This window comes from Paenibacillus phyllosphaerae (genome assembly GCF_014192105.1).
In the GTDB taxonomy this organism is placed as follows: Bacteria; Bacillota; Bacilli; order Paenibacillales; family Paenibacillaceae; genus Paenibacillus_Z; species Paenibacillus_Z phyllosphaerae.
This window is the reverse complement of record NZ_JACHXK010000007.1, coordinates 340267-362904: the sequence shown is the minus strand read 5'-3', so window position 1 is coordinate 362904 and position 22638 is coordinate 340267. Positions and strand designations below refer to the sequence as shown.

The window sequence follows — 22638 nt, the reverse complement described above, 5'->3', positions numbered from 1 at the left end:
CAAAATTAAACGGCCTCAGTCCAATGGAATTCAGGACGAAGGCCGCTTGATTGACTTTTATTTTTTGTACTGTCTACTTGACGGGGGGCTGTTCATAACGGAACTGCGCTTTTTTGTACGTATATTATGAGCCCTTAAGCGGCTTGGAACAGGCTCAAGGCGTCGTCCAGGGAATAAGCGCCCGCGCCGGTTAACGCAACCGCAATGACGACCACAAGCAGCACGAGCGGATATTCATAGCCATTGGCGGTAGCCCACAGCCCGTTAGGACCGTGTACTTTCACGATCGCGCCAATCATCGTCAGCGCGAGCAAAACCGCGGCTACCGGCGTCAGGAATCCGAGCAGGAACAATGCCCCGCCTGCCAACTCCAGTACCCCTGCGAATACTGCCATCGCTACGCCTGGCCGAATGCCGACCGATTCCATCCAACCCCCGGTCCCTTTAGGGCCATAACCGCCGAACAACCCGAACAGTTTTTGAGCGCCATGACCAATGAACAATACCCCGATAACAACCCGAATCAGCAATAATCCTACATCCAACATGAACAACATCTCCTTTAGTTTTAAGTTAATTATCTTTTATTTAAGATATTAGACGCGCGTTGCGAACGGCTTCAATCGATTCGTCTTAGTTTCTCTCGTTGATGAGTTTGATCGGCGTTACGTCATTCCCGTGTTCATCCATGACCGATACGCTCAGAATCGTAGAGCGGACTTGACCGCGTATCTCTCTCAGATACGCCTGCCGCAGCTCAGCCTGTTCGAAACGCTCGTTCTCCGTTAATCCGCCGCTGCGTTGTTTGCGGCTCAGTTCATTAATCCGATCCAGAAATGCTATCATATGTCTTCATCCCTTCTAATATGAGTTAGTGTTTTTGCTAGTTTGGTTTAGTTTTTCAACGTAATCGGCAGCAGTTTCGATTCGATCTCGGCGCGCCGCGGTTCAAACCATTGCGGGAGCATAAGGCGCTGGCCCAGTTCTTCCGGCTCTTCGTCTCTTGCAAATCCAGGCGGGTCTGTAGCGATCTCGAACAAGATGCCGCCGGGCTCGCGGAAGTACAGCGCTTTGAAGTAATTGCGATCCTTGATCGGCGTCACATTGTAACCATTGCTTGCCACATGTGCTCTCCACTGTTCATGCTCCGCATCGTCTGCCGCCCGCCATGCGATATGATGAACGGTTCCGGCGCCGCCGTTGCCCCATTCCATATCCAGAAGCGGAATATCGACCACATTGCCGATTTCTGCCGTCGATTGGAATCTGGCGTAGCCTGCATCCTCGCCTACTTTGTCGAAACCGAGCACATTCTCGAGCACATCGATCGTGCTCTTATAATCCCGGCTGAACAAGACCGCGCCTCCGAAGCCTTTAATCGCCGTCTCCGCCGTTATGCCGGCAGGCGTCCATGAACTCAGGTCCCCTTCTTCGCGCTCCACGAGCTCAAGTCTCAGGCCTTCCGAATCCGTGAATTGAAGCGAGTTCTCCGAGAACCGTTTCGCGTAGGTATACGTCACGCCGTGCCAGCTGAGCCGCTCTTCCCAGAACCCAAGCGATCCGACCGGTACCACGAACGTCGTGATTCCCACCTGTCCGCCGCCTACTTGGCCTTGACGCGCTTGCGGATAAGGGAAGAATGTGATGATCGTTCCCGGGCTTCCATCGCGATCTCCGAAATACAGATGATAGACATCCGGTGCATCGAAGTTGACGGTTTTCTTAATCAAACGTAAGCCCAACACTCCTGTATAGAAATCAACATTCTCCTGCGGGTTTCTTGCGAATGCGGTTATATGATGAATGCCTGCCGTCCGGTTCATTGTATTTTCACTCCAATTCGTCTTTGTTTTAATTATCTTGAATTAAAGATATATTATTTAAAAGTATTTGTCAACCGTTTCTTCGACTAAAATTTTCCGGGCCCGTCAGAACTATCTTGATGAGCCCGAAAAGCCCGTTGCCATAGGCTTCGGGCTTTCCCGCTCCTACATCGCTTAGCGGGACAAATAGGCCGCTGCTTCAGCCAATCGGCTGGCGTAGCCCCATTCATTGTCATACCAAGCAGCTACGGATAACAGGCCGCCTTGCACATGCGTGAGCGGCAGGTCGATGATCGAGGAATGAGGATCGCCAACGATACGCGATGACGCCCATTCGCCTTCGAGCACGTCAAGCACGCCTTTCAACGGTCCTTCTTGGGCAGCGGCGCGGAACATCTCATTGATTTCCTGTGCGGTGCACGGCTTCTCGGTGACCAGATTGAGCTCCGCGATACTGCCTGTGCGCGTCGGGATGCGGTAGGCCTTACCCGTAATTTGCAGATCCGGCCAAATAAACTTGAGTGCCTTGGCCGCGCCTGAAGAAGACGGAATAATATTCTCCGCTGCCGCCCACGAGTCCCGGCGGTCCTTCATGGGCTGGTCGGTCAGCGATTGCGTATTCGTGTAGGAGTGAACCGTCGAGAACAGCCCGTATTGGATGCCGAAATGTTCACGCACCAATTTGACCACCGGCGCGAGCGCATTGGTCGTGCAGCTGGCCATGCTAATGATTTTGTGCTGCTGCGGGTCGAAGCTCTCCAGATTGATTCCTTTCAGCAATACCGCGTCGCAGTCGTCCAGGCTCTTGCTCGGGCCGCTGACCAGCACCCGCTTGGCGCCGCGATCCAGATGAAGCTGGGCAACCGCTCTTGTTACGGCACGGCCTGTGCAATCGACGACAAGATCGACGCCGAGCGCCGCCCAATCCGGAATTTCCTTCGCCGAGTTGTAGAACGGCACCGTGCGGTCGCCGATCACGATGGCGCCTTCTTGACCGGAGACGCGTTCAGGCCACCGTTTGTAATTCGTATCCACCTCGAACAGCGCGGCAAGCGTCGCTTCATCCTTAATATCCGCGATTGCCGCCGGTACGAACAATTCCTCCTGGAGCGCTACGCGCAGCAGCTGCCTCCCGATCCGGCCGAAGCCGAAAATAGCGATGTTACTCATCTTATCGTCTCCTTCATGTCTAAAATCATGTTCATTATCGATCCAGCAGGTTGACCTGATCGATCCACTGCACGAATGCTTCCACATAACGCTGCAGATACTTATTCGTCGTCGCATCGGTAAGCTTGCCGACAGCCGGGTCGACTTTATGCATCACTTCCGAGATGTACATACGCTGGTAAGGGAGCGCTAATGCCTGCACGCCTTCCAATGTATGCCTGATCTGCTGCTGGCCCATGATCGTCCCCCGAGGGCCCGGAGTTGCGCCGATGATCGCGGCCGGTTTCTTGATCAAAGCGCCTGCAGCGGCTTTGGTCGAAGCCCAGTCCAGCGCATTCTTCAACACGCCAGGCATGCCTGCATTATATTCGGGGCTCACGATGATAATGCCGTCCGCCGCACGTACTTGATCGCGGAACAGCTTGACCGCATCCGGCCCTTCATCTTGATCAAGGTCGCTGTTGTAGAAAGGAAGCTCACCGATCGCGATGTGCTCGAACTGCGCTGTAGGCACCAGATCCGGGATCGTATTGGCCACCATCCGATTGTAGGAATGCGCTCTTAAGCTTCCTACTAGAATACCGATTTTCATCGTCATGCGAGTAATCCTCCAGCTTCTATATTATTTGGAAGAGGATCCTCTGGCAGGAGGATCCCCCTTGCGTTCATGATTCTTAATCCGTCTTCGTCTATTCCTTCAGCCAAGCGTTGGCCAGCATAATCGCGCCGCGTGCCGCAGCCGTATCCGCCAACGCATTGAGCATGACGAAGTCGTGGATCGTCCCTTGAAACCGGGCTTGCGTCACGCGTACGCCAGCTTCGCGCAGCTTATTGGCATATGCCTCGCCTTCATCGCGCAGGACGTCGGCCTCGGCGGTAATGATGAGCGCTTGCGGCAAGCCTGCAAGCTGTTCCGTCGACGCACGCAGCGGGGATGCATAGATTTCTTCCTTGTCGCTAGGCTTCGTGACATATTGGTCCCAGAACCAAGGCATGGCGTCACGGCGCAGGAAATAGCCTGTCGCAAACTCGTGATAGGAAGCGGTGTCCGTGCCGGAATCGGTAACCGGGTAGAACAGCAGTTGCTTCTGGATTGCAGGGCCCTTACGTTCTTGGGCCAGCAGCGTGATCGCAGCCGTCATGTTGCCGCCGACGCTGTCGCCGGCTACGTAGATACGGCTTGCGTCGATGCCATGCTCTTCGCCATGCTCGGCGATCCACTCGAGCGTAGCGTAGATCTCTTCGATCGCCGTCGGATATTTGGCTTCCGGCGACAGGCTGTAATTCGGGAATACGACAGCTGCCTCCGCGCCGACAGCCAGCTCGCGGATGAGCCGGTCATGCGTGTGTGCATTGCCGAATACCCAACCGGCACCATGAATGTAGAGAATAGCCGGCAGTTGCTTCGTGACATTCGGAGCGCGCAGGACGCGGATCGATACTTGTCCCGACGGTCCGCCTTCGATCGTCAGGTCTTCGATATCGACCGGCAGCTTAGGCGTATCGCCGGACTGGACCTCATCGACCGTCTCTCTGCCTTTAATCGGACCTAGATCGAACAGATAAGGCGGATTAGCGGTATCATCTGCGAATTGCTGAGCAGCGGGTTCCAGTACGAGCTTCTTTGTGGCGAGTTCTTTGGACACGAGTAACATCTCCTTTGATATATGATTTAACGGGATTTAACTGGTAAACTTGGTCGGCTCGGCTTCCGTGCGGTAACGAAGTGTTCTACCTCCGCATGCCCGTCTCTGTCATTAAACCGGATATACGTCTACGAAAACCGTTCTGTCACCGTGTAAGGTACGTCAAAGCTAGCCAGACGCTCCTTCCAGAACGCCAGCACCCCCACCGGTATGACATAGGTGGTGACCCCGACTTGTCCCGCCCCGATCCGCCCACTCGCGCCTTGCTCGAACGGGAAGAAGGTAATGATCGTGCCCACTCTTTACCCTAATCATAGGAAAATCGATCCGCTCGAACAATTCCATTCTCTCTATACCAGATATAGTTAGAAGCTATACCTTAAAGCGGGGGTTTTTCCAGGGACGGCTATAGCACCTGCCGATTTGCGCTGAATAGATGTCTTGCCTAGGTATAAACAGAGCCTATACGACCTATAGAGAAAACCCGATTGATTCCTTTTTCAAGCGAATACTAAGATGGTAACAAATGTGGACGGAAGGACGCTTGGTGATATTCGACCGTCCCGTATGAATAAGGGGGTAAGATTTTGAAGCAATCATCGCCAGGTGCCGCTCGCAACGATTCGTTCATCACCGTCGTGCTGTTCTGGTGCTCATTAATCGTGGTGTCGTCGGTCTACATCACGATCCCGCTGTTATCGCTGTTCGCAGAGCGGTTCGAGGTCTCTTCTTCTACAGCCGCATGGGCCGGCAGCGCATTCTCGTTCGCTTTTGCCGGCGGGGGACTTGTGTTCGGTGTGCTGTCCGATCGCTATGGGCGCAAACGATTAATGGTGACCGGCTTGCTGCTGCTGACGGTGACGACGCTCTGTATCGGCATGGTGACGGAATTCGCATGGCTGATCGCCCTTCGCGCAGTTCAAGGGCTGGCGGCGTCGATGTTCCCGCCATCCGTGCTCGCGTATGCGATGGAGATGTTCCCTGCCAAGAAGCGCGTCACCATCATCGGATTTATCAGCACCGCATTCCTGATGGCGAGCATTATCGGGCAAATCTACAGCAGCTATGTCGTCCTGCATTGGGATTGGTCCTATGTGTTCTATATCCTCTGTGCGGTCTACTTCGTCTCGTTCATCGTCTTGGGCACGACTATCCCAAGCGATCCAAGAGCGCAAGCAACCGGCAGTTTCTTCGCTCCATTCGCGAGAGTCGGACTAATCTTCAAGCGTAAAGGGCTTCCGATTTGCTACATCATTTCGGCTACGCTATTTACCGCCCTCGTCGGCTACTTCTCTACGCTGGGCAGCTATCTGACAAGCGATTCGTTCGGGTTGACCCACCAGGATATTCTATGGATAAGGGCTGTCGGGATCATCGGCATGTTCATTTCCCCATTCGACGGCAGGCTTGTGGCGCGATACGGGATGAAAAAAGTATTGTGGTGCGGGCTGGTCTTAGGCGCGCTAGGATTAGGAACGCTCAGCCTGGGCGAGAACCTTACCTTCCTCACCGTGATGAGCGTCGTGTTCGCGATGGGTGTCGCCATGGCACTGCCTGCCTTGATCTCGCTGATCGGGCACTTGGCCGGCGAGATCCGGGCCATCGCCGTATCCTTCCACATGTTCATGCTGTTCATCGGCGCGTCGCTTGGTCCCATCGTCAGCGTCTATCTAATCGATCTCGGCGGACATACGTTCACCTTCGGCGTACTGGCCGGCTTGCTGCTCGCAAGTACGATCGTGCCGGTATTCATTCGGTTGGAGGCTACGCCGGTTAACGCAGTCGTCTCTTCATCACAAGCATCCAGCTCCTACCCGAAACAAACCATGTAACACAAAGAAAAGACGAATGCGCGCCCGAGAGGCTGTGGCAATCGTCTTTTCTTTGTGTTCGTGTGTTTAAACGTAACGAACGAAGCTCGAACCAAGAGTCACCACCGAAGGACACATCGAAGACTGCCGCGTATCGAACCTCGCTAATTTCACGTGTTTAGAGGGCCGAAGCCCTCCCCCCACCCTCCGATGGAGGGATAGAGGGAGGGTAATTGCATTAAAATACGAAACAGTCCAGATCGCAGAACCCGCTCCCATGGTGATGCTTACAGCCATGATGGTGCAAGTGCCGGCCCTGGTGCAGGGCATGCGATCCAGCGCTACCTCCGCCATAGCTTGGCGCCTTGTAGTAGCCGCCGAAGACATTATGCGGCGCCCAATCCGGACTCGCCGGAGGCGCGGGCGGCGACAACTGCTCGAACTCCGAAGTGGCGTACACGATTTTGCCGCCTACGACGGTCAAAACCGACTCGATCCGTTTGATCTCTTCTTCCGGCACCGTCAGGAAATTATCCGAGAGCACGGTCAAATCCGCATAATAGCCGGGCTTGATCTGCCCTTTGACTGTCTCTTCCTTCGAGAACCAGGCATTGCCGGCCGTATACATGCGCAGCGCTTCGTGGCGCTCCACGCGATTGGAAGCCGGGTACAAACTTAGACCGCCGAGCGTCTTGCCCGTGATGAGCCAGTAGAGCGCAACCCATGGGTTATAGCTGGCCACGCGCGTAGCATCCGTCCCAACGCCAACCTTAAGGCCCGCCTTAATCATCTTCGTGATCGGAGGCGAGTTCTCCGCGGCTTCCGCCCCGTAGCGCTCTACGAAATATTCGCCTTGGAACGCCATGCGGCTCTGCACCGCGATCGATCCGCCCAGAGCGACGACGCGCTCCAGATCCTGCTCCCGAATCGTCTCCGCATGGTCCAGGATCCAACGAAGATCCTTGAACGGCACCTCTTGATTGACGCGCTCGAACACGTCCAGGAATCGGGTAATCGACTCGCCATAGGTCGCATGAAGCCGGAACGGCCAGCGCTGCTGCACCAAATGTCGGGTAACGCCGAACAGTTCATCTTCGAGGACGGCCGGCAGCTCCGGTCGGGGCTCGACGAAATCTTCGAAGTCGGCTGCGCTATATACGAGCATCTCGCCTGCTCCGTTATGCCGATAATAAGGACTGCCCGTGTATGGCTGCGAAGTCGCGGTCCATTGTTTGAAGTCGCCCAACTCCTTCTTCGGATTCTGCGTGAACAGGTTGTAGGCGGTGCGCACCGTAATCTCTCCGCGCCGGTCGAGCTCCTCGAACACTTGATAATCGTCCGGATAGTTCTGGAATCCGCCGCCGGCATCGATGACGCTCGTAACGCCGAACCGGTTAAGCTCCCGCATGAACAGACGGGTGGAATTCATCTGGTCCTCGTATGCCAGCTTTGGCCCTTTCGCCAATGTGGCGTACAGAATCGTCGCATTCGGCCGAGCGATCAGCATGCCGGTCGGGTTGCCGTTGCCGTCCCGTTGAATTTCGCCTCCCGGCGGGTTCGGCGTATCTTTTGTATAACCAACCGCCCGCAGCGCTGCCTTGTTCAGGAACGCTTGACGATACAAGTTCAGAATGAACACCGGCGTGTCCGGCGCAATCCGGTTAATCTCGTCCAATGTCGGCATCCGGCGCTCCCGGAACTGAAACTCGGTCCAGCCCCCGACGACCCGTACCCAATGCGGCGCAGGCGTGCGGTCGACTTGAATCTTGAGCATCCGCAGCGCGTCGGCTACTGATGGGACGCCATCCCAGCGCAGCTCCAGGTTATAATTGAGCCCGCCGCGAATGAGATGAATATGCGAATCGTTGAGGCCCGGGACAAGCATTCGCCGGTTCCCGTTGATGACGCGCGTTGCTTCTCCTCTATACGGCATGACGGCGGCTTCCTCGCCTACCGCCACGAAACGGCCATCTTTAATCGCAACCGCAGCCGCCGTCGGATTATCCCCGTCCATCGTCAGTACTTGCACATTATGAATGATCAGGTCGGCTTCCACTACATGATTCGTATCCATTGTTTATCCTCTCCTTCAGGTCCCTATTATTGTCCCCTATGGTCCAGCCACACCTTGATCCACGGCACGAGCCGCTGCCCGAGAAACATACCGAGCAGCCCCAGCAATCCTAGGAATGGCGGCGCGGGCGATGGGATGCGGAGCGTCTGGAACACAACGCCGATAACAAGGCCCGTACCTAACGCGAGCAACATCGATCCCCACATGATGGCTTCCTCCCTTATCCCATTTGGTATCATCTTAATCAAGGAGCGAATCCGCCATCAATAAGGCGCTCTCTATATCAACATAAGCAAATTCTATATTTGCTTGACATATAGGAAAGGAAGAGCTTCACGCTTATCCTTCGGCCTCTATGTCTCCGGAATGAAACGCGCCTACACGATTAAATATGGAGTTAGCCGCTTCACCTTGTATCCTAATAAATATAAATTTTCCCTATCGCTGCTATAGGGAAAAGGCGATTGATCGTTCCAAATCATTCCAATACGATAGAGGCATACAGCGGAACGCACTCGCTTCCTATGCCGAATCCGTCGTATCCCAAAACCATACTTGAAAGCGGGGAACGTAATAATGTTCAATGACAAACAAGATTTGCTCACGCCTGACAACTCGGCCATCATTCTGATCGACCACCAGCCGCAGATGCTCTTCGGCTCGCAGAGCAATGACCGTCAGACGATTATTAACAACACGGTAGGTCTGGCTAAGACGGCCAAAGTTTTCAATGCGCCGACCATTCTGACGACGGTTGCGGCCAAGTCATTCTCCGGCCCGATTCACCCGGCTATCCAAGCGGTATTCCCGGAGCAGGAGCCGATAGACCGTACGTCGATGAATTCCTGGGAAGATGAGAACTTCGTTGCGGCCGTGAAGGCAACGGGACGCAAGAAACTGATCATGGCCGCGCTGTGGACCGAAGTTTGTCTCGCGTTCCCGACGATCTCCGCGCTCAAAGACGGCTACGAAGTGTACATCGTCACCGATGCTTCAGCAGGCACGACCACGGAAGCGCACGATATGTCCGTGCAGCGAATGATTCAAGCCGGCGCGATTCCGGTCACCTGGCTGTCCGTTATGCTCGAGTATCAGCGCGACTGGGCTCGCGGAGAGACGTATGACGCGGTTATGGATGTAGCCTTGCAGAATACCGGCGCGTATGGAGCGGGCATCTTCTATGCCCATACGATGTTCGGCGGGCACGAAGGTTAAGCATGCCAAGAAGGACAGTCAAATGCGCGCATTTGACTGTCCTTTGTTATTGGAACTTATGGAATAAAGCTTTGTGGTATAGCCCCTCTCCCGTCATTGATCCTTGCCCGGCACGTGCGAATACGGGTGCCTCGAAGTCAAATTATTCGGCACAGACGGTGCCTGCGTATCGGCGGCCGCTTGGGCCTTGTGCGGGATGCTGGGGAAATTAAAAAAGCGTACCTCTCCATTGCGAAAGGTACGCCAGTCATGCGCTTCGTATAGGATGATTGCTAGCTGGATTGCACTACATATTTACGAATGAAATACGTCGGCGTGCAGCTCCACGCATGGCAGTAGCTGTTGATCAGATTGCTGCCGTACGGCGATTCTTTCTTATCGGCCGGATTATACAGTTCCCAGAACGTATCCGCGCCGTCTTGCACCATTTCGCCCCAGTAGGACTGCATCTGCTTGATCGCTTGTTCGCGACGGCCGGTGAGGAATAGCGCTTCGATCAGATGATGGTACATATAAGGGGTCGTCATGCCGACTGAAGGCGGATTCTTCAGCAGCCTGTCGAGCAGCTCGCCGTTCTCTGTCTTCGGCAACACCTCGGCAAGGGCCATCCATACCTGGGAGGCCCATGAGGTCTGGCGCTCGTCGCCGCTGACGAAGAATCCCGACTCTTCATCGAACAGATGAGCGACCGCTGCACGCGACGTGCGCTCGATCTGGCTGGCGATGAAGGCTTGCTCCTCTTCCCGCTCGAGCAGACGCGCCAGTTCCAGCCCCTGCTTCAGACAGTAGATGAGCACGGCTTGGGCAGGCGCCTGCTTGTTCAGCTCCGGCGTCCAGTCCGTAAAGCTCCACCAGGATGGATCATCCTTGACGATTCCGTTTTCGCCGAGACGCTGCACGCCGATCTCCAACTGTTCATAAGCGATCGGCCACAGCTCGATCAGCGTGTCCCGATCTTGCGACGCTTCATAGTAATCATAGAGCACGGAGACGAAGAACAGCGCATAATCATAAAGCCTTGTATCATCTACATGCGGATAAGGTTTCTCGAATACGCAGGCACCTACCGCCCCATCCGGAAGCCGCATGCCGGCGAATAGGTATAAGCAGCGTCTGACCAGGTCGTAATTGTTGAAGGAAACGTAATTGGCTTGCGCCTGCAGCCGCAAATCCCCGATCCATAGACGGCGATCGCGCTTCGGACCGTCTTCGAATACGGTCTGCATGCAATCCTCCAGCGTCTTCACGGCAATGCGGTCCATCGTTCGCATATCTTCCGGCAGCGTATCCGGCAGCGGAGCCACGACCGACCGATCGGCCGACGTTACGGCTTCGCAGCTGATATTCTCGAATCCGATCTGATATTTCTTCGACGTGTCGAGCACTTCGATCTTCATATAACGGAAGCAATACCGTCTCGGCAGCCGAAGCTGCGCAGGCAGCACATCCACGAAGATGAGTTCTTCTTGCAGCCAGGAGCTGCTCAACCAGCCGTCATAGCTTGCGAACGGTTCGGCAATCTCGCACGGCATCTCCCCGAATGTCAGCTTCAGCTTGAGCGGGGCATCCGGCGGACTCCCGACCGGCTTGATCGCTAAGGTCACATAGCCTACTTGATGATCGCCGAAGTCGAGAATAAAGCTGTCTCCCTTGCCATAAGCTTGCTCCTTCCACTCGCCAGGCAGGTCGGAAGCTTGCGTCCGCCAACCTTGGAAAGCGTTCTCATCCGCAACGATGTCAATTGTGCCTATTGGTTCGATGCGCGTGGAAACCAGATTCGGAACGAGTTGCTCCGCCTTGTCCACCATCGTCTGATCTATTCTCATCCACAGTCTCTCCTTCGTCGTCTTGTCTTCCTGCTAGCTTCATCATAGAATGATTCTGAGCAACTTAAACTAGGTGATCACGACATACATATATGGTGAAACTGACATGAGATAGGAGAGTGCCGCATGTCCAAACGAACGGTGCGCCTGCTTAGCGGCGATCAATATTTCGACGATAAATTATCCATTTATGTGAACCGCAATACCGAATCGTACGAGCTGACCGAGCACCATCATGATTTTCTGGAGCTGAGCTATGTCAGCGAAGGAACCGGAACCCATCATGCCGGCAGCGAGGTCAGCGGCGTGACTTCGGGCGATCTGTTCGTCATTCCCGTCGGCTCGTCGCATGTGTTCCGGCCTGCTTCCCTGGCGAAGGATCGACCGTTGATCGTCTATAATTGCATTGTCACGATGGATGCCGTAACGGGCTTGCTGCATGCGATTCCCGGGGGTCAAGAGCTGCAAGATCTGCTGGCGCTGCCTCAGATATGCCACCTTCGGGAACCGAGCGGGGAAGCCGACCGGTTGTTCTCGGAGCTCTACCGGGAATATGCCATCGAACGGACCGGGAGACAAACGGCGCTGTATGCCGGCTTGCTGCAGCTGCTCGTACTCATCGCCCGGCTGCTTCAATCTTCGGCAGAATCTGCTCAGATTCCGCGGACGGCGGATATGGATGCGATCGTGGCGCTGCTCCGGAAGGAATATGCCCGCACCTTCAACGTAAGCGAGCTTGCCGCTAAGCTCGGCATTGGGGAACGGCAATTCCAACGGTTATTCCAACAGCATACCGGCTTGACGCTAACGAGTTATGTGCAGCGATTGCGCATCCAGGCCGCCTGCCGGCTGCTGCAGTCAACCAGCCGCAAGGTCAGCGACATCTCGGAAGCTGTCGGATACGCGAACGTTCCTTTCTTCCATGAGCTATTCAAGAAACAGATGGGCCTCTCCCCTCGGGCATACCGGCGTTCCCTGGAACCGACCGGCGGCGAAGGATAACTCAACGCCATCATGCTGATAGATCGCATAAGATTGCCTCTCATGACAAAGAGCCCGCTGCACGCGGGCTCTTCTATAAGCAACAATAATGCTGTATCGATCTACTGTATCGAACTGCTGACCTTCTGCTTTGCTTATCTCGCCGAAGGTTAGGCGCTCAGCTCGATCGACAACTGTTTCAAGTAGTCGAGCAGTATCGTATGTTTGCGCATCGACTTGTCATAGATCAGATTGATCTTGCCGTTATCCAATCTTCCGAGCAGCGAGGCGAGTGCCTCGTTGTCGTGGCTCCAATCGTGATCGCGAAGAATATGCAGGCAAGCGCTCCAATCCCGGCTGCCGCCTTTCTCCACGACTAAATATTCGCTGGCATACAAGGCGATTGCTTCCTGTACGACACGGCTGGAGGAAATATGCTTGCTAAGCCCCGGTTCCTCCGGCATATGAGGAAGCACGCTGTTGAAGAACTGATGCAGCGCTTCGATATGGGTCGTGGGATCTTTGCGGATCCGCCGGGCGAGTTCATACGAAGCTTGCGTCTTGCCCGTGAACAAGAGTGAAGCGACGGTATGGAGCCAGCTGTAGCAAGTGAAGTTCTTGTTATAGGCGGTCAAGTTGTTGCGGCTTTCAACGCCGGCTTGCTTCAACATCTCGTTATGCTCCGCTACATGCTGCAGAATCGTGTTCAGCGGGTCGCTTCCGTCGAACGCATGCCCCAGTTCCTTGCTTACCAGCTGAACCTTCGCGTTGATGTCGCCGAACAGCTGCTTCTCTTCTTCTTCGCTAAGTCCGATGTATAACTGCACGGATAGCTCGCTCTCTAGCAGGTCGAGCCTGCGCGATTCGATCTGGGCGAGGAGCCCCTCCTGCTGTTCCATATATTCGCGGATTGCCGCATCTTCGGGATGCTGGCGCGCTTTGACCTTTAGGCGGCTCAACTCCTTCTCATGCTTCCGGCTTTCCTTGAGCAGCTGCTCGTTCGTCCAGCCAAGCGCCATAATGCGATGCTGGCCGTCGAGAATGCTGAGTTTCGCGCCGTGCACGAGCACGAAGTGATCGTCTGCCTTCATGAGCGAACCAAGATCGCGCAGCGATAAGGTAACCGGGCCGAAGAAGACGTGGTCGAGCTCCCGTTCCTGCAAGTATTTGGCTATCTTACGCAGCTGCCCTCCGCTCAGCTTACGCTGTACCATCGGGTCGATCGTCGTATAATTCAGCAGATCGTGAACGCGGAAGGATACCGTCGTCAATCCGAATCGGTCGCAATAGGGGTGAATTTTCATTCTAAGTTTTAATCCATCCATTAGCCGGCATCCTCCTGTTCAGTGATAAGGAAATTATGCTTCTCTTGGTAGAAGTCCTTCACGTATTGATAAGCTTTCATAATCCGGCTTCGGCGCGGCAACCGCTGCTTCTCGTCGCCATGGTAGATGTCCTCCCAGTCGATATGCGGCAAGATCCGGGTGGCGTATTTCAGCGTATATTTATTGAATTGCTGCGACTTGAACGCTTCCTCATGCAGGAATAGCGCAAGGGCGATCTGGATATTCTCCGACCAGCATAGCGCGCCCGGTTCCGGTTCGGGGAGTACGTCGAGCAGGCATTCGAAGTAATATGCCGCATGCTCCAGATGCTCTTTAAGCGCAATATCGGTAAAATGGTACCCGTTGTGGCGTGCGCCTGATTTCAACCTGCCCTCGAACACGCCGACGAGCAATTCGATCAGCAGCGAATACGAGAATAGGTATCCTTCGCTCTTCCCGCGCTCGGAATAGATATCGGTCGGCAGCTGGTTCATGACCGGGTACTCCTGAACGAGGCGGGTAGCCATCACGTGGTAGAAGCGGCGCTGCTCGCGCAGCATGGCCAAGTTGCCCGCAATCTTGCGAGGCAGTTTATTAATATCCGAGAACAGCTGGCGCTCCTGCTTCGCGTTAATGTCCAGGTAGATCATGACGGACATCGGGAACGAATACAGCTTCTTCAGCTTCTCGGTCAGTTCCTGAACCCGTTCGAACTCCCTGCGATCCTTTGCTCTTGCAAGATTGCTCTGCAGCATCTCCATCACGCGTTTGAACGCTTCCAGACGGTGCTGGCCGTCAACGACATAACACTTCTCCATCGTTTGCAACCGGTAAGTGGATGTGCTGCGATCGTACTCTCCGGCCCCGCGTGCTGAGAGAATAATTCCCGGGAAATAAATGTTCTGCCCATGATCAAGGTATAGCAGCAAATAATCGACGAGCATGGATACGTTCTTCGGAATAAGCTGGCGCTGTACCTCCAGATCGACCTCATAGATTGAGAACAAGCGGTTCATCGGAATCGTCGCCGACAACGTCGTCTGCCCGAAGGTTTGAGCCAGCTGGGCGTCGATATCGATAAAGGTGCCACTTTGGTTGTGGCCCGACAATAAATCCGATAACGAATTTACAGTTTCCATAAAAGACCTCCATTCGTGCACATTGAGTGTGATGCCCGGCGAGCCGGCTCTCGCTTCTTCAGATACGTGTCGCGCGCATGCCGGATTCCAAGCCATTCAATTAATCATATAAAACTTGTAAAAACTTAGCATTCGTAAAGAGAATACCATAAAACGATTTCATTTGCGTTACTAGGATTTGCGTTACCCTACTTTTCATTGTTGCCCGGAAACTTTCAACCTCATACTAGAGACAGTGCAGATAAGTCGTTGTGTTTCGATCTATGAGCCAAAAGGCAAGTTTATGCCTGTCCGATAAGCATTCGTGCGCATCCTGATATGGCGATGGAATGCTGAGCGGCCCAGTAGCTGCTCAAACCAATTCATCGGATGGAATGCTGAGCGGTCTTATCTCCGCTCAAAGCAATCCATCGGCTTTCATCCAATCCCCGCTTCGGTTATGATAGAGCTAGCTAGTATGCTAAATGACGAGGTGATGAACGTGTTCTATTGGATTACACTACTCGTTGTAGTGCTCGATCAAGGCACCAAGCTGTGGGTTCGCCTGGAGATGACCGTCGGACAATCCATCCCGCTGTGGGACGGTTTCCAACTGACTTATTATCGGAATTCGGGCGCGATGGGGAGCAGCTTCGAGGGCTATGGCAGATACTTCATTATCCCCGCTGTGCTGGTTGTCTTCTGGCTGGTGTATATGTTGCGTAAAGGAGAGCTGGACGGCAAACTGCTGCAATTAGGCGCAGCCTGCTTCGCTGGAGGCGCGATCGGGAATGCGATCGACCGGGCCATCTTCGGCTGGGTTACCGATTTTATCGATATGGGCCGGGGGATCTCGAATCTAGCGGATCATGCGCTCAATCTTGGCATTCTGTTCTTCGTGTTGTCCGCATTCGTCGTAGACCCTTGGAGAAGGCGAAGGGCTAAGAAATCAATTTATTCTTGAGACGGGCTCGACAAGTCCGATTGCATAACAAAAGGCCGTGCAGGTATCTAAACCGCACGGCTTTCTTTTCGTCCAGAAGTGATTTCTTATACTTCGTATGTAATGACTTTATCGACGAATATTTTCATCTTGACGCTCGTGGCATTCAACTGTTCGATGCTTTCCATGAAACCAGTCACGAGCCTAGCCTGATCGCTCGAAGCGGCGGTTACCTCTTTCATCTCCTTCTCCATCTGCGCAATGGAGCGTTGGATTGAGCTTAGCGAATCTTCAATCCGCTGGGTCGCTTTCTTCGTATCTTCGGACAGTTTGCGGATTTCTTTGGCGACGACGCCGAATCCAGCTCCTGCTTCGCCCACGCGCGCCGCTTCGATCGCCGCATTCAGGCCGAGCAGATTCGTCTGCGAAGAGATCTCGCGGATGAAACTCGTGACTTCCGTAACCCCAGCCGAATTCTTCACCGCAATCCTTGTATTCTGCAATATTTCTTCCGAAGAAGCGAACAGCTCCTCGGAATGAGCCGCGATCTGCTGCACGTCGGACAGCAGGTTCTCCGCAATCGTTTCCGTTTCATGCATAAGCTCTTCGAGCATGCTCTGGTTCTCCATGCTGTAGGTGACGCCCAATACGGCAATGATCTACAACGGAGTACCCACCTCGAAACCGAGCTTCACCGAATGGCTATCCGACCAATAGGGGAACTTCTCCCGGTCGTAAATGCCAATGGCCGCATCCTCCCTAATAACGGTCTTGAAAAAAGGCATACACTGAATTAACGCATCCACAATATTCATGCTGTGACTCCTTCATGGGGTATTAGCTGCGCTTGGCGATTCCGTGCAGCGCTAATACGGCTAGCTTCTGCGCAATATGCTCAATCGGAGTGATCTCGGCCAGCTGTTTGACGACCTGCGGGCTGATCGTATTCTTCAATATAATTTTGATCAGTCTCGGATCCTCATCGACGAATCTGCCGCTCTCTTTGCCGATTCGAATAATTTCATCGTAGATTCGATCCGCCGTGGACACGATATTGCATTGGAATTCCTCATAGATCGGATCCGGAGAGACGAGGATATCCAAGATCATTTCATGAATCTTGCCGTATATCACGCTTAACCGCGCGTAGCAAGCGAATATCTCGATCAGCATCTGGTCCGCAGAGAAGCGTTCATGAAGAATGCGCTCTTGTTCCTCGAATACTTCTTGAAGCACTTCGTAGGAAACCGCGAAGACGAGCTGCTGTTTGTTCGAGAATCTGCGATAGACCGAACCGACCCCGACGTTCGCTTCGATGGCGACATCTTCAATGGTCGTCTCCAGTCCTTTCACCGCAAAAACCTTCTTCGCTGCGTCGATGATCTTCACATAATTCTTGGAAGCATCGCTGCGCTTATATGGATTGACGAAATCATTCTTCATCCGTTAACCACACCTGTCGCTTAAATAGTAGTCCTTTATTATAACAGACAGATCGAAAACGGTGGATGAACAAGGCAATTCCTAAATCTAATATGAAAATAAGCGGAAGTCAAATTCCGCTTATCGCTTAAAAAGGTATGAAATCGATCAAGTCGCCGAGCGGAATACATGCCGAATAACGTCGCCCCGGCTAATGATGCCGACAAGCACGCCGCCCCGTTCGATGGGCAGTTTCTTGATCTGCTTCTTGCCGAGAGTAGCCGCGATGCGGTCGACATCTTCATCCCACGACGCGGTAATGACTTTCCGCTTCGCAATGGCGAGCACGTTCAGATCGAGGATTTGCTTGACCCGTTCCTCCATCTCTTGGGGATAAGTGAGCATCGTCACGTAGTAGAAGGTGCCGATCACGCGGTCCTGTTTGCGGCCGATGTACCGCATAATGTCGCCGTCGCTGATGTAGCCGACGATCTCGTTACTCTCGCTGACGACTGGCAGTCCGCTGATGCGATAATCGATGAACCGCTCAATGACCGCGCGGACCGTATCGCTCTCCTTCACTTTGTAGACGTGACGCTTCATAATGTCATGCGCTTTCATGTTATCGCACCCCTCGTTCGTCGATTGCATGCCTTCTATTACCCAAGTATGATTCGTCTGCTGCAAAGGTTCCGGCATGCCAAAAAAACGGGTACCGGCAATGGATGGCTCCATTCGCCGACACCCGTTCACAGGATGGGTACTTGAACCTTGCGGCTCGACTACACCACGGTATGATCCGTATTGCGGAACTGGTAGGGTTCGCCTTCACGCGAGGCAATACTGGTATCCGTCTGGGAAGCCGGCGGCGAGACCAGTTGAAGCGGAGCAGCGTCCTTAAGTTCCGTTGTATTCATCGTGAATCGCACTCCTTATTCGTCGTAAAATGCTGCTTCAACCGCTCCGCGAGCTCATCATCGGATAACGGATTACGATGCGTATTCTCCAGATAGATATACTTCTCGGTTTCCGGCATCAGATACGCCTTATACCAGAGGAAGAAGTCCGGGCTGTCGCCGAACATGCGGATGAATCTTCGGAGCGTATCGACATTGTGCACGGTACTCTCGATGTTCGTCAGCCAGTCGGCTTGATAGAACCGTTCCCACTTGCCATGCTCGGACTCCCTTAACGCTGCAAGCCCTCTTCGGTAACTCCACAAGGACTCGGAAGCGAAGACGAAAGCTTGAGGATAACGCTGCGCGGCGAATTCGCCGTAAGCGCGGGACAGCCAATAGAATCCCTCGCAGCCCGACAGATGCAGCTCGCCATGGAAGCGCAGCTGGTCGATGGCTCTTCGTTGATCCCCCGGCTCAAGCTTGGCCAACACCTCATTACACCGTGCCAGCCACTCCGTCCACTTACGGATCCCAGGCGCCAATCGCTCCTCGAACCCTTTCACTTGCTCGGCGAAAGGAACGTCTCCTACCGCCCAGATGAGCCTCGAATCCGGCGTCCCGGCTTTGCCCTGCAGCCAATGGCCGATAATCTGTCTGGCCGGATGATGGTAATATTCGTCGCCCGCCAGATCATCCTCATTGGGGCCATATGGAATCGCGGCTTCCGCATAACTTCGGTACAGCGCGGCTAGCTCATCATGATGCGAAGAATAGTAACTGCTTACGAACAGGTCCAGATGCAGCTCGGCGTTAATCTCGCCGTTAAGCCACAGCTCCCTCATGATATCGAGGGAATACACATGCTGGCGAATATTGCCGCTGTTGACCAGCAGATATTCGTGCGCTCTTGCAGCAAAGGCATGCTCGATCTCTTGCTTCAGCAAACCGGCCGGGCCCGGATACAGGGTCAAATGATTCGACGCCTGCAAATCATGGAACGTGACATGGTAATAAACGCCGTGTTTGCCGCCGTCGTCGGCAGCAGGAAGGGCGTTCACCCGGTAATTCAGGTTGTTATGCCGTCGGGAAACCATTTTGCCATAACCGTTATCCGCCCAAATCTTGATAACATCCTCCGGCAGATCAATATAGCCGCCTTTATACAGTTCCGATATCTCGCCATATAAGGCAACGCAGCATACCGGGTCAGGAACTGCGCTGCCGATCATCTCATATTGCCGTCGAATGACCTTGCTGATCATCGCGCCGCGTTTCTCGGAGGTATCGAAGGATGGATCATTCATCCAGAATGGCGCGTCTCCCTGCCCGCGGAACGAGAGTACCCACAGCACCTTCCGGCCCTTCTGTTCGTTGATCGCCTCTTGCCACAATTGCTCGAACAGCTCCGGCTCCTGCTGATAGCTGGCCATCCTGCCTGGGAAAGCGCGCAGGAACATCTCCGCGCCAAGCGGCTCCGCATGATGATGGGTCACCCATAAGCCCATTTCTGCGGCCAGCGTGTAATGGATGCCATCCTTCGGCAGATCGGTACCCGGAATGACCATATTGCCGCCGCAACGCAGCAATGCCTCGAATACGGGCTCCCATACTTCACGGGTGGGCGGATAGGGCTCCTTCCAGCCGATCAGGCATACTTCATCATTAACGAACCAGCCGCGGTAGCGTACCTTTGCTTCCGAAGAATCGTAATTCTCGCATGGAATAACGATCTTGTTGCGCCGTTCAATGGACTGATCCATCCAGTACCAGAACGGCTGAATGCCCAAGTATCGGCGCGTGAATTCGAGGATCCCGTACACGATGCCGAGCTCGTCATACCCGATGATGTGCAGCTGTACGTTATCTCCGTCTTGGCTGGAACGATAACCGTAGGCTTCTGGCCGCTGTGGGCAATGGTCGGCTTCTTCGGCTAACCGGATAACCATCTGCGCCTCACCTAGAGTCGTCACGATCTCCGGCTGTGCGCCAAGTACCGTCTCCAAGTCTCGCTGCAACATCCTCAGCGCGTGCTCGACCGGAGCAGGCCGCTCTCCTGCTGCATAGATCCTTACATGGCCTTCTAGCCGCAATTGATCCATCAACTCACTCATTACTTGCTCATCTTCCTTCCCGTTCTTATTCCTCAATGCGCTCCGCGCTCTTCATCTCCGATTCCCGGTACTGTCCGGGAGATAAGCCGACGATCTTCTTGAACACTCGGATGAAGGAAGTGGGATTCGCATAACCCAGCATCTCGGAGATCTGCTGCACGGTGACGTCGGATTCCCGCAGCAGCCGCTTCGCGTATTCGATCCGCAGGCCGATCAGGAAATCGCTGAAGTTCTGGCCGATGCTCTCCTTGAACAGCTGACTCAAGTATTTGGGACTGATCTGGAACCGTTCGCTCAGTATCGTCAGCGATAGATTCGGATCCAGATACTGCTCCGCGACATAATCCCGGATCTCCCGCATTAACGCATTATGGCGCCGGTTCTGGGACAGCTCCTCGATCTGCGTCGCGAGCTTCGTTAATGTCCCGAGAAAATCCTGCTCGACTTGCCCAAGCGTATCCGATTGTTCCGCAGCTGCGGCAAGGCGAGGCTTGACCTCCTGCTGCCAAGGCTTCATCGCCTCCGGCAATGCGCCGCCCAATTCATATTCCAGATGAAAAATAAAGTAGTGCACCAGCCGGTCCACATCATCCTTGCGCATCCGATGGACGGTCATCTCATGGAATAAACGGCTCAGCTCCTGCGGCCATCCGCCGTCCGACATTCGCAGCTGGCGGACGATCGTACGGATCATCTTCAGGTAATCGAACCATTCGCGGTCGGGATTCCCCTTGACCTCCAAGGCATCGATGATCTGGTTCACACCGACGGATACCTTCCGGCTGACCGCCGCCTCCGCGTCCTCGAAGGATCGCGCGATCGAAGCTTCGTCATCCGCAGGCGTCCCGATCCCGATCGTCACGGTAAAGTCGAGATGGCCTTCTACCCATGCCCGGATCTGCTCCGAAAGATGAAGCAGCTGATGCTCCAATGCCATGCCCTCTTCGGCGATGAGAAGAATGACGAGCTGATTCTTGGCGATCCATTCGACGATGACCTTCAGCCCGTTCTGCTCGGCCGTCTCTTGGGCCACGCTGCTGACGATGAATTTGAACAAGGATTGGTCGCTCGGGCTGTATTTCAACCCGAACTGCACATATTGATCAAGCTCCAGCAGCGCCACCATAAAGTGGCCGGCGGACAACCCAAAATGCTGCCACTCCTGCTCCCAAGCAGCCTGGTCTTCCTTGTACTCTCCCTTCAGCAGCATCTGCAGGAACTGCTGCCGGCGGATGACCATATGTTCCTGCTGCTGTTCCTGGAACGCCATATTGTTCGTGATGAGCCGTTCGATCGCTTGGTCGATAAAGGCGAACTCGTTGTCCTTCTCCTTCGGCTCGGTCTTAATGATCGACGAGAATCGATCGATCCGGTGCAGGATCGACTCGATCGGCTTATAGTTGCGCCGCGTCACATAGAACATCGACCCGATCGCCAGAATGATGGCGCATAACCCGAGCAATACCCATAAGGTGCTGCCATGGAACAGAAAATCGAGCAACTGCCCGCCTTTGATGCTGATCCGGTACGTCCAGCCGGTATAATCCGAGACGACGTCCGCGCTCAGCCTGTTCTTCGACGGGGCCGTCTGTCCGGCATGGAAGAAAGAATTGCCCTTGGCATCATACAGCTGCGCATCGGTAATCGTATGATCGATCATCTGTCCGATAAATCCGCTCAGTGACGAAATCTTGACGTTCACCATCAGGTAGCCGAGGCTGCCCGTATCGCGCGGAATCTTGAAGCCTAATGATGTCACGCGCACTTGCGCGGGCGAGCCTTGGGCAGTCATTTCCCTTACCCGCGGAGAAGACCAGACGCCCGTATAAGCCTGATCCAGCGAGAATCGCACGAAACTGCGGTCCGGGAATTGATCAAGCGGACGGATCGTGCTCTGATCGAGCACATGGCCGTCTTGAACCCGGTAGAGGTAGACCGAATCGATAAGGCCGTAGCGCACCATCAGATTGCTCAGCTGGTTGGATGCCTCGAAATTCAGCGCCCGGTCCGAAGTCGTCTCCAGAAACCGCTCCAGATCTCCGCCGGTTTCGGCCATCTTCTGCACATCGATCGAGATATTCTTGAGCGAGCTGTCCACCATGTTCGTGATGTACTCGGCCGTCAGCTTATTCGCTTGGATCGCGTTGCGAACGTTGAACTGGTTGATAATCGAGAAGAAAATAAAGATCAGCACGCTGATCGTAATGCATAGAATGGGAAGATATGAAACGAGCATCCGCATTATGTAGTTATTGTTTAATTTCATACCTTTCC

Annotated in this window: 22 protein-coding genes; 4 read left to right on the top strand and 18 right to left on the bottom strand. The window is 54.2% G+C overall.

The window, feature by feature from the left end; translation table 11 throughout:
- Positions 1-134 precede the first annotated feature (134 nt).
- The 6 genes from FHS18_RS17790 to FHS18_RS17765 form a co-directional block, all read right to left on the bottom strand.
- A complete protein-coding gene (locus tag FHS18_RS17790) occupies positions 135-548 on the bottom strand; it encodes a DoxX family protein (RefSeq protein WP_183601420.1) in 414 nt (137 codons plus the stop codon).
- An 85-nt stretch (positions 549-633) separates the two neighbouring features.
- Positions 634-846: a DUF896 domain-containing protein gene (locus FHS18_RS17785; RefSeq protein WP_183601419.1), complete on the bottom strand. Its 213-nt coding sequence runs from the start codon at positions 844-846 to the stop codon at positions 634-636.
- A 47-nt stretch (positions 847-893) separates the two neighbouring features.
- Positions 894-1823 carry a ring-cleaving dioxygenase gene (locus tag FHS18_RS17780; RefSeq protein ID WP_183601418.1) on the bottom strand — a complete coding sequence of 310 codons (930 nt, stop codon included), beginning with the start codon at positions 1821-1823 and terminating at the stop codon, positions 894-896.
- 174 nt (positions 1824-1997) lie between these two features.
- Positions 1998-2993, bottom strand: a complete 996-nt coding sequence (locus tag FHS18_RS17775; RefSeq protein WP_183601417.1) for a type I glyceraldehyde-3-phosphate dehydrogenase — start codon at positions 2991-2993, stop codon at positions 1998-2000.
- A gap of 34 nt (positions 2994-3027) precedes the next feature.
- Positions 3028-3591, bottom strand: a complete 564-nt coding sequence (locus FHS18_RS17770; protein ID WP_183601416.1) for an NADPH-dependent FMN reductase — start codon at positions 3589-3591, stop codon at positions 3028-3030.
- A gap of 91 nt (positions 3592-3682) precedes the next feature.
- Entirely contained in the window at positions 3683-4639 is a 957-nt protein-coding gene (locus tag FHS18_RS17765) for an alpha/beta hydrolase (protein ID WP_409348555.1), read from the bottom strand.
- 587 nt (positions 4640-5226) lie between these two features.
- Between FHS18_RS17765 and FHS18_RS17760 the strand changes: the two genes are divergently transcribed.
- Positions 5227-6471 (top strand): MFS transporter, encoded by a 1245-nt coding sequence (locus FHS18_RS17760; RefSeq protein ID WP_183601414.1) that lies wholly within the window; start codon positions 5227-5229, stop codon positions 6469-6471.
- A gap of 217 nt (positions 6472-6688) precedes the next feature.
- On the opposite strand, the gene FHS18_RS17755 is transcribed toward FHS18_RS17760, so the two are convergent.
- Both FHS18_RS17755 and FHS18_RS17750 read right to left on the bottom strand, forming a co-directional pair.
- A complete protein-coding gene (locus FHS18_RS17755; protein ID WP_183601413.1) occupies positions 6689-8524 on the bottom strand; it encodes an amidohydrolase in 1836 nt (611 codons plus the stop codon).
- 26 nt (positions 8525-8550) lie between these two features.
- Positions 8551-8730, bottom strand: a complete 180-nt coding sequence (locus tag FHS18_RS17750; RefSeq protein WP_183601412.1) for a DUF1427 family protein — start codon at positions 8728-8730, stop codon at positions 8551-8553.
- Positions 8731-9100: 370 nt separating this feature from the next.
- Here FHS18_RS17750 and FHS18_RS17745 point away from each other — a divergent pair, with 370 nt between their 5' ends.
- Positions 9101-9739 carry a hydrolase gene (locus FHS18_RS17745; RefSeq protein WP_183601411.1) on the top strand — a complete coding sequence of 213 codons (639 nt, stop codon included), beginning with the start codon at positions 9101-9103 and terminating at the stop codon, positions 9737-9739.
- 272 nt (positions 9740-10011) lie between these two features.
- On the opposite strand, the gene FHS18_RS17740 is transcribed toward FHS18_RS17745, so the two are convergent.
- Positions 10012-11565, bottom strand: coding sequence for an alpha-L-rhamnosidase-related protein (locus tag FHS18_RS17740; RefSeq protein ID WP_183601410.1), 1554 nt, complete (start codon positions 11563-11565; stop codon positions 10012-10014).
- Between the two features lie 126 nt (positions 11566-11691).
- Between FHS18_RS17740 and FHS18_RS17735 the strand changes: the two genes are divergently transcribed.
- Positions 11692-12567: an AraC family transcriptional regulator gene (locus FHS18_RS17735; RefSeq protein WP_183601409.1), complete on the top strand. Its 876-nt coding sequence runs from the start codon at positions 11692-11694 to the stop codon at positions 12565-12567.
- 149 nt (positions 12568-12716) lie between these two features.
- On the opposite strand, the gene FHS18_RS17730 is transcribed toward FHS18_RS17735, so the two are convergent.
- Together FHS18_RS17730 and FHS18_RS17725 are read right to left on the bottom strand one after the other, a co-directional pair.
- Entirely contained in the window at positions 12717-13871 is a 1155-nt protein-coding gene (locus FHS18_RS17730; protein ID WP_183601408.1) for a DNA sulfur modification protein DndB, read from the bottom strand.
- Positions 13871-15010: a DNA sulfur modification protein DndB gene (locus FHS18_RS17725; protein WP_183601407.1), complete on the bottom strand. Its 1140-nt coding sequence runs from the start codon at positions 15008-15010 to the stop codon at positions 13871-13873. The genes FHS18_RS17730 and FHS18_RS17725 overlap by 1 nt, the downstream gene beginning before the upstream one ends.
- A 457-nt stretch (positions 15011-15467) precedes the next feature.
- On the opposite strand from FHS18_RS17725, the gene lspA reads away from it, so the two are divergent.
- Positions 15468-15953, top strand: coding sequence for a signal peptidase II (gene lspA, locus FHS18_RS17720; protein ID WP_246427719.1), 486 nt, complete (start codon positions 15468-15470; stop codon positions 15951-15953).
- A gap of 86 nt (positions 15954-16039) precedes the next feature.
- Here lspA and FHS18_RS34960 read toward each other — a convergent pair whose 3' ends face one another.
- The 7 genes from FHS18_RS34960 to FHS18_RS17695 all read right to left on the bottom strand — a co-directional run bounded on the left by FHS18_RS34960 (position 16040) and on the right by FHS18_RS17695 (position 22630).
- Complete coding sequence (locus FHS18_RS34960; protein WP_343060564.1) at positions 16040-16546, bottom strand: methyl-accepting chemotaxis protein; 507 nt, start codon at positions 16544-16546, stop codon at positions 16040-16042.
- Positions 16547-16591: 45 nt separating this feature from the next.
- Positions 16592-16747, bottom strand: coding sequence for a hypothetical protein (locus tag FHS18_RS35195; RefSeq protein WP_221401362.1), 156 nt, complete (start codon positions 16745-16747; stop codon positions 16592-16594).
- A gap of 22 nt (positions 16748-16769) precedes the next feature.
- Positions 16770-17375: a TetR/AcrR family transcriptional regulator gene (locus tag FHS18_RS17710; RefSeq protein WP_183601406.1), complete on the bottom strand. Its 606-nt coding sequence runs from the start codon at positions 17373-17375 to the stop codon at positions 16770-16772.
- Positions 17376-17522: 147 nt separating this feature from the next.
- Entirely contained in the window at positions 17523-17975 is a 453-nt protein-coding gene (locus tag FHS18_RS17705) for a CBS domain-containing protein (protein ID WP_183601448.1), read from the bottom strand.
- A 161-nt stretch (positions 17976-18136) separates the two neighbouring features.
- Positions 18137-18271 (bottom strand): hypothetical protein, encoded by a 135-nt coding sequence (locus FHS18_RS34955; protein ID WP_281378782.1) that lies wholly within the window; start codon positions 18269-18271, stop codon positions 18137-18139.
- Entirely contained in the window at positions 18268-20364 is a 2097-nt protein-coding gene (locus FHS18_RS17700) for a glycosyl hydrolase 115 family protein (protein ID WP_183601405.1), read from the bottom strand. Before FHS18_RS17700 ends, FHS18_RS34955 begins: the two co-directional genes overlap by 4 nt.
- 25 nt (positions 20365-20389) lie before the next feature.
- On the bottom strand, positions 20390-22630 hold the full coding sequence (locus FHS18_RS17695) for a helix-turn-helix domain-containing protein (RefSeq protein ID WP_183601404.1): 2241 nt from the start codon (positions 22628-22630) through the stop codon (positions 20390-20392).
- Positions 22631-22638: the final 8 nt, after the last annotated feature.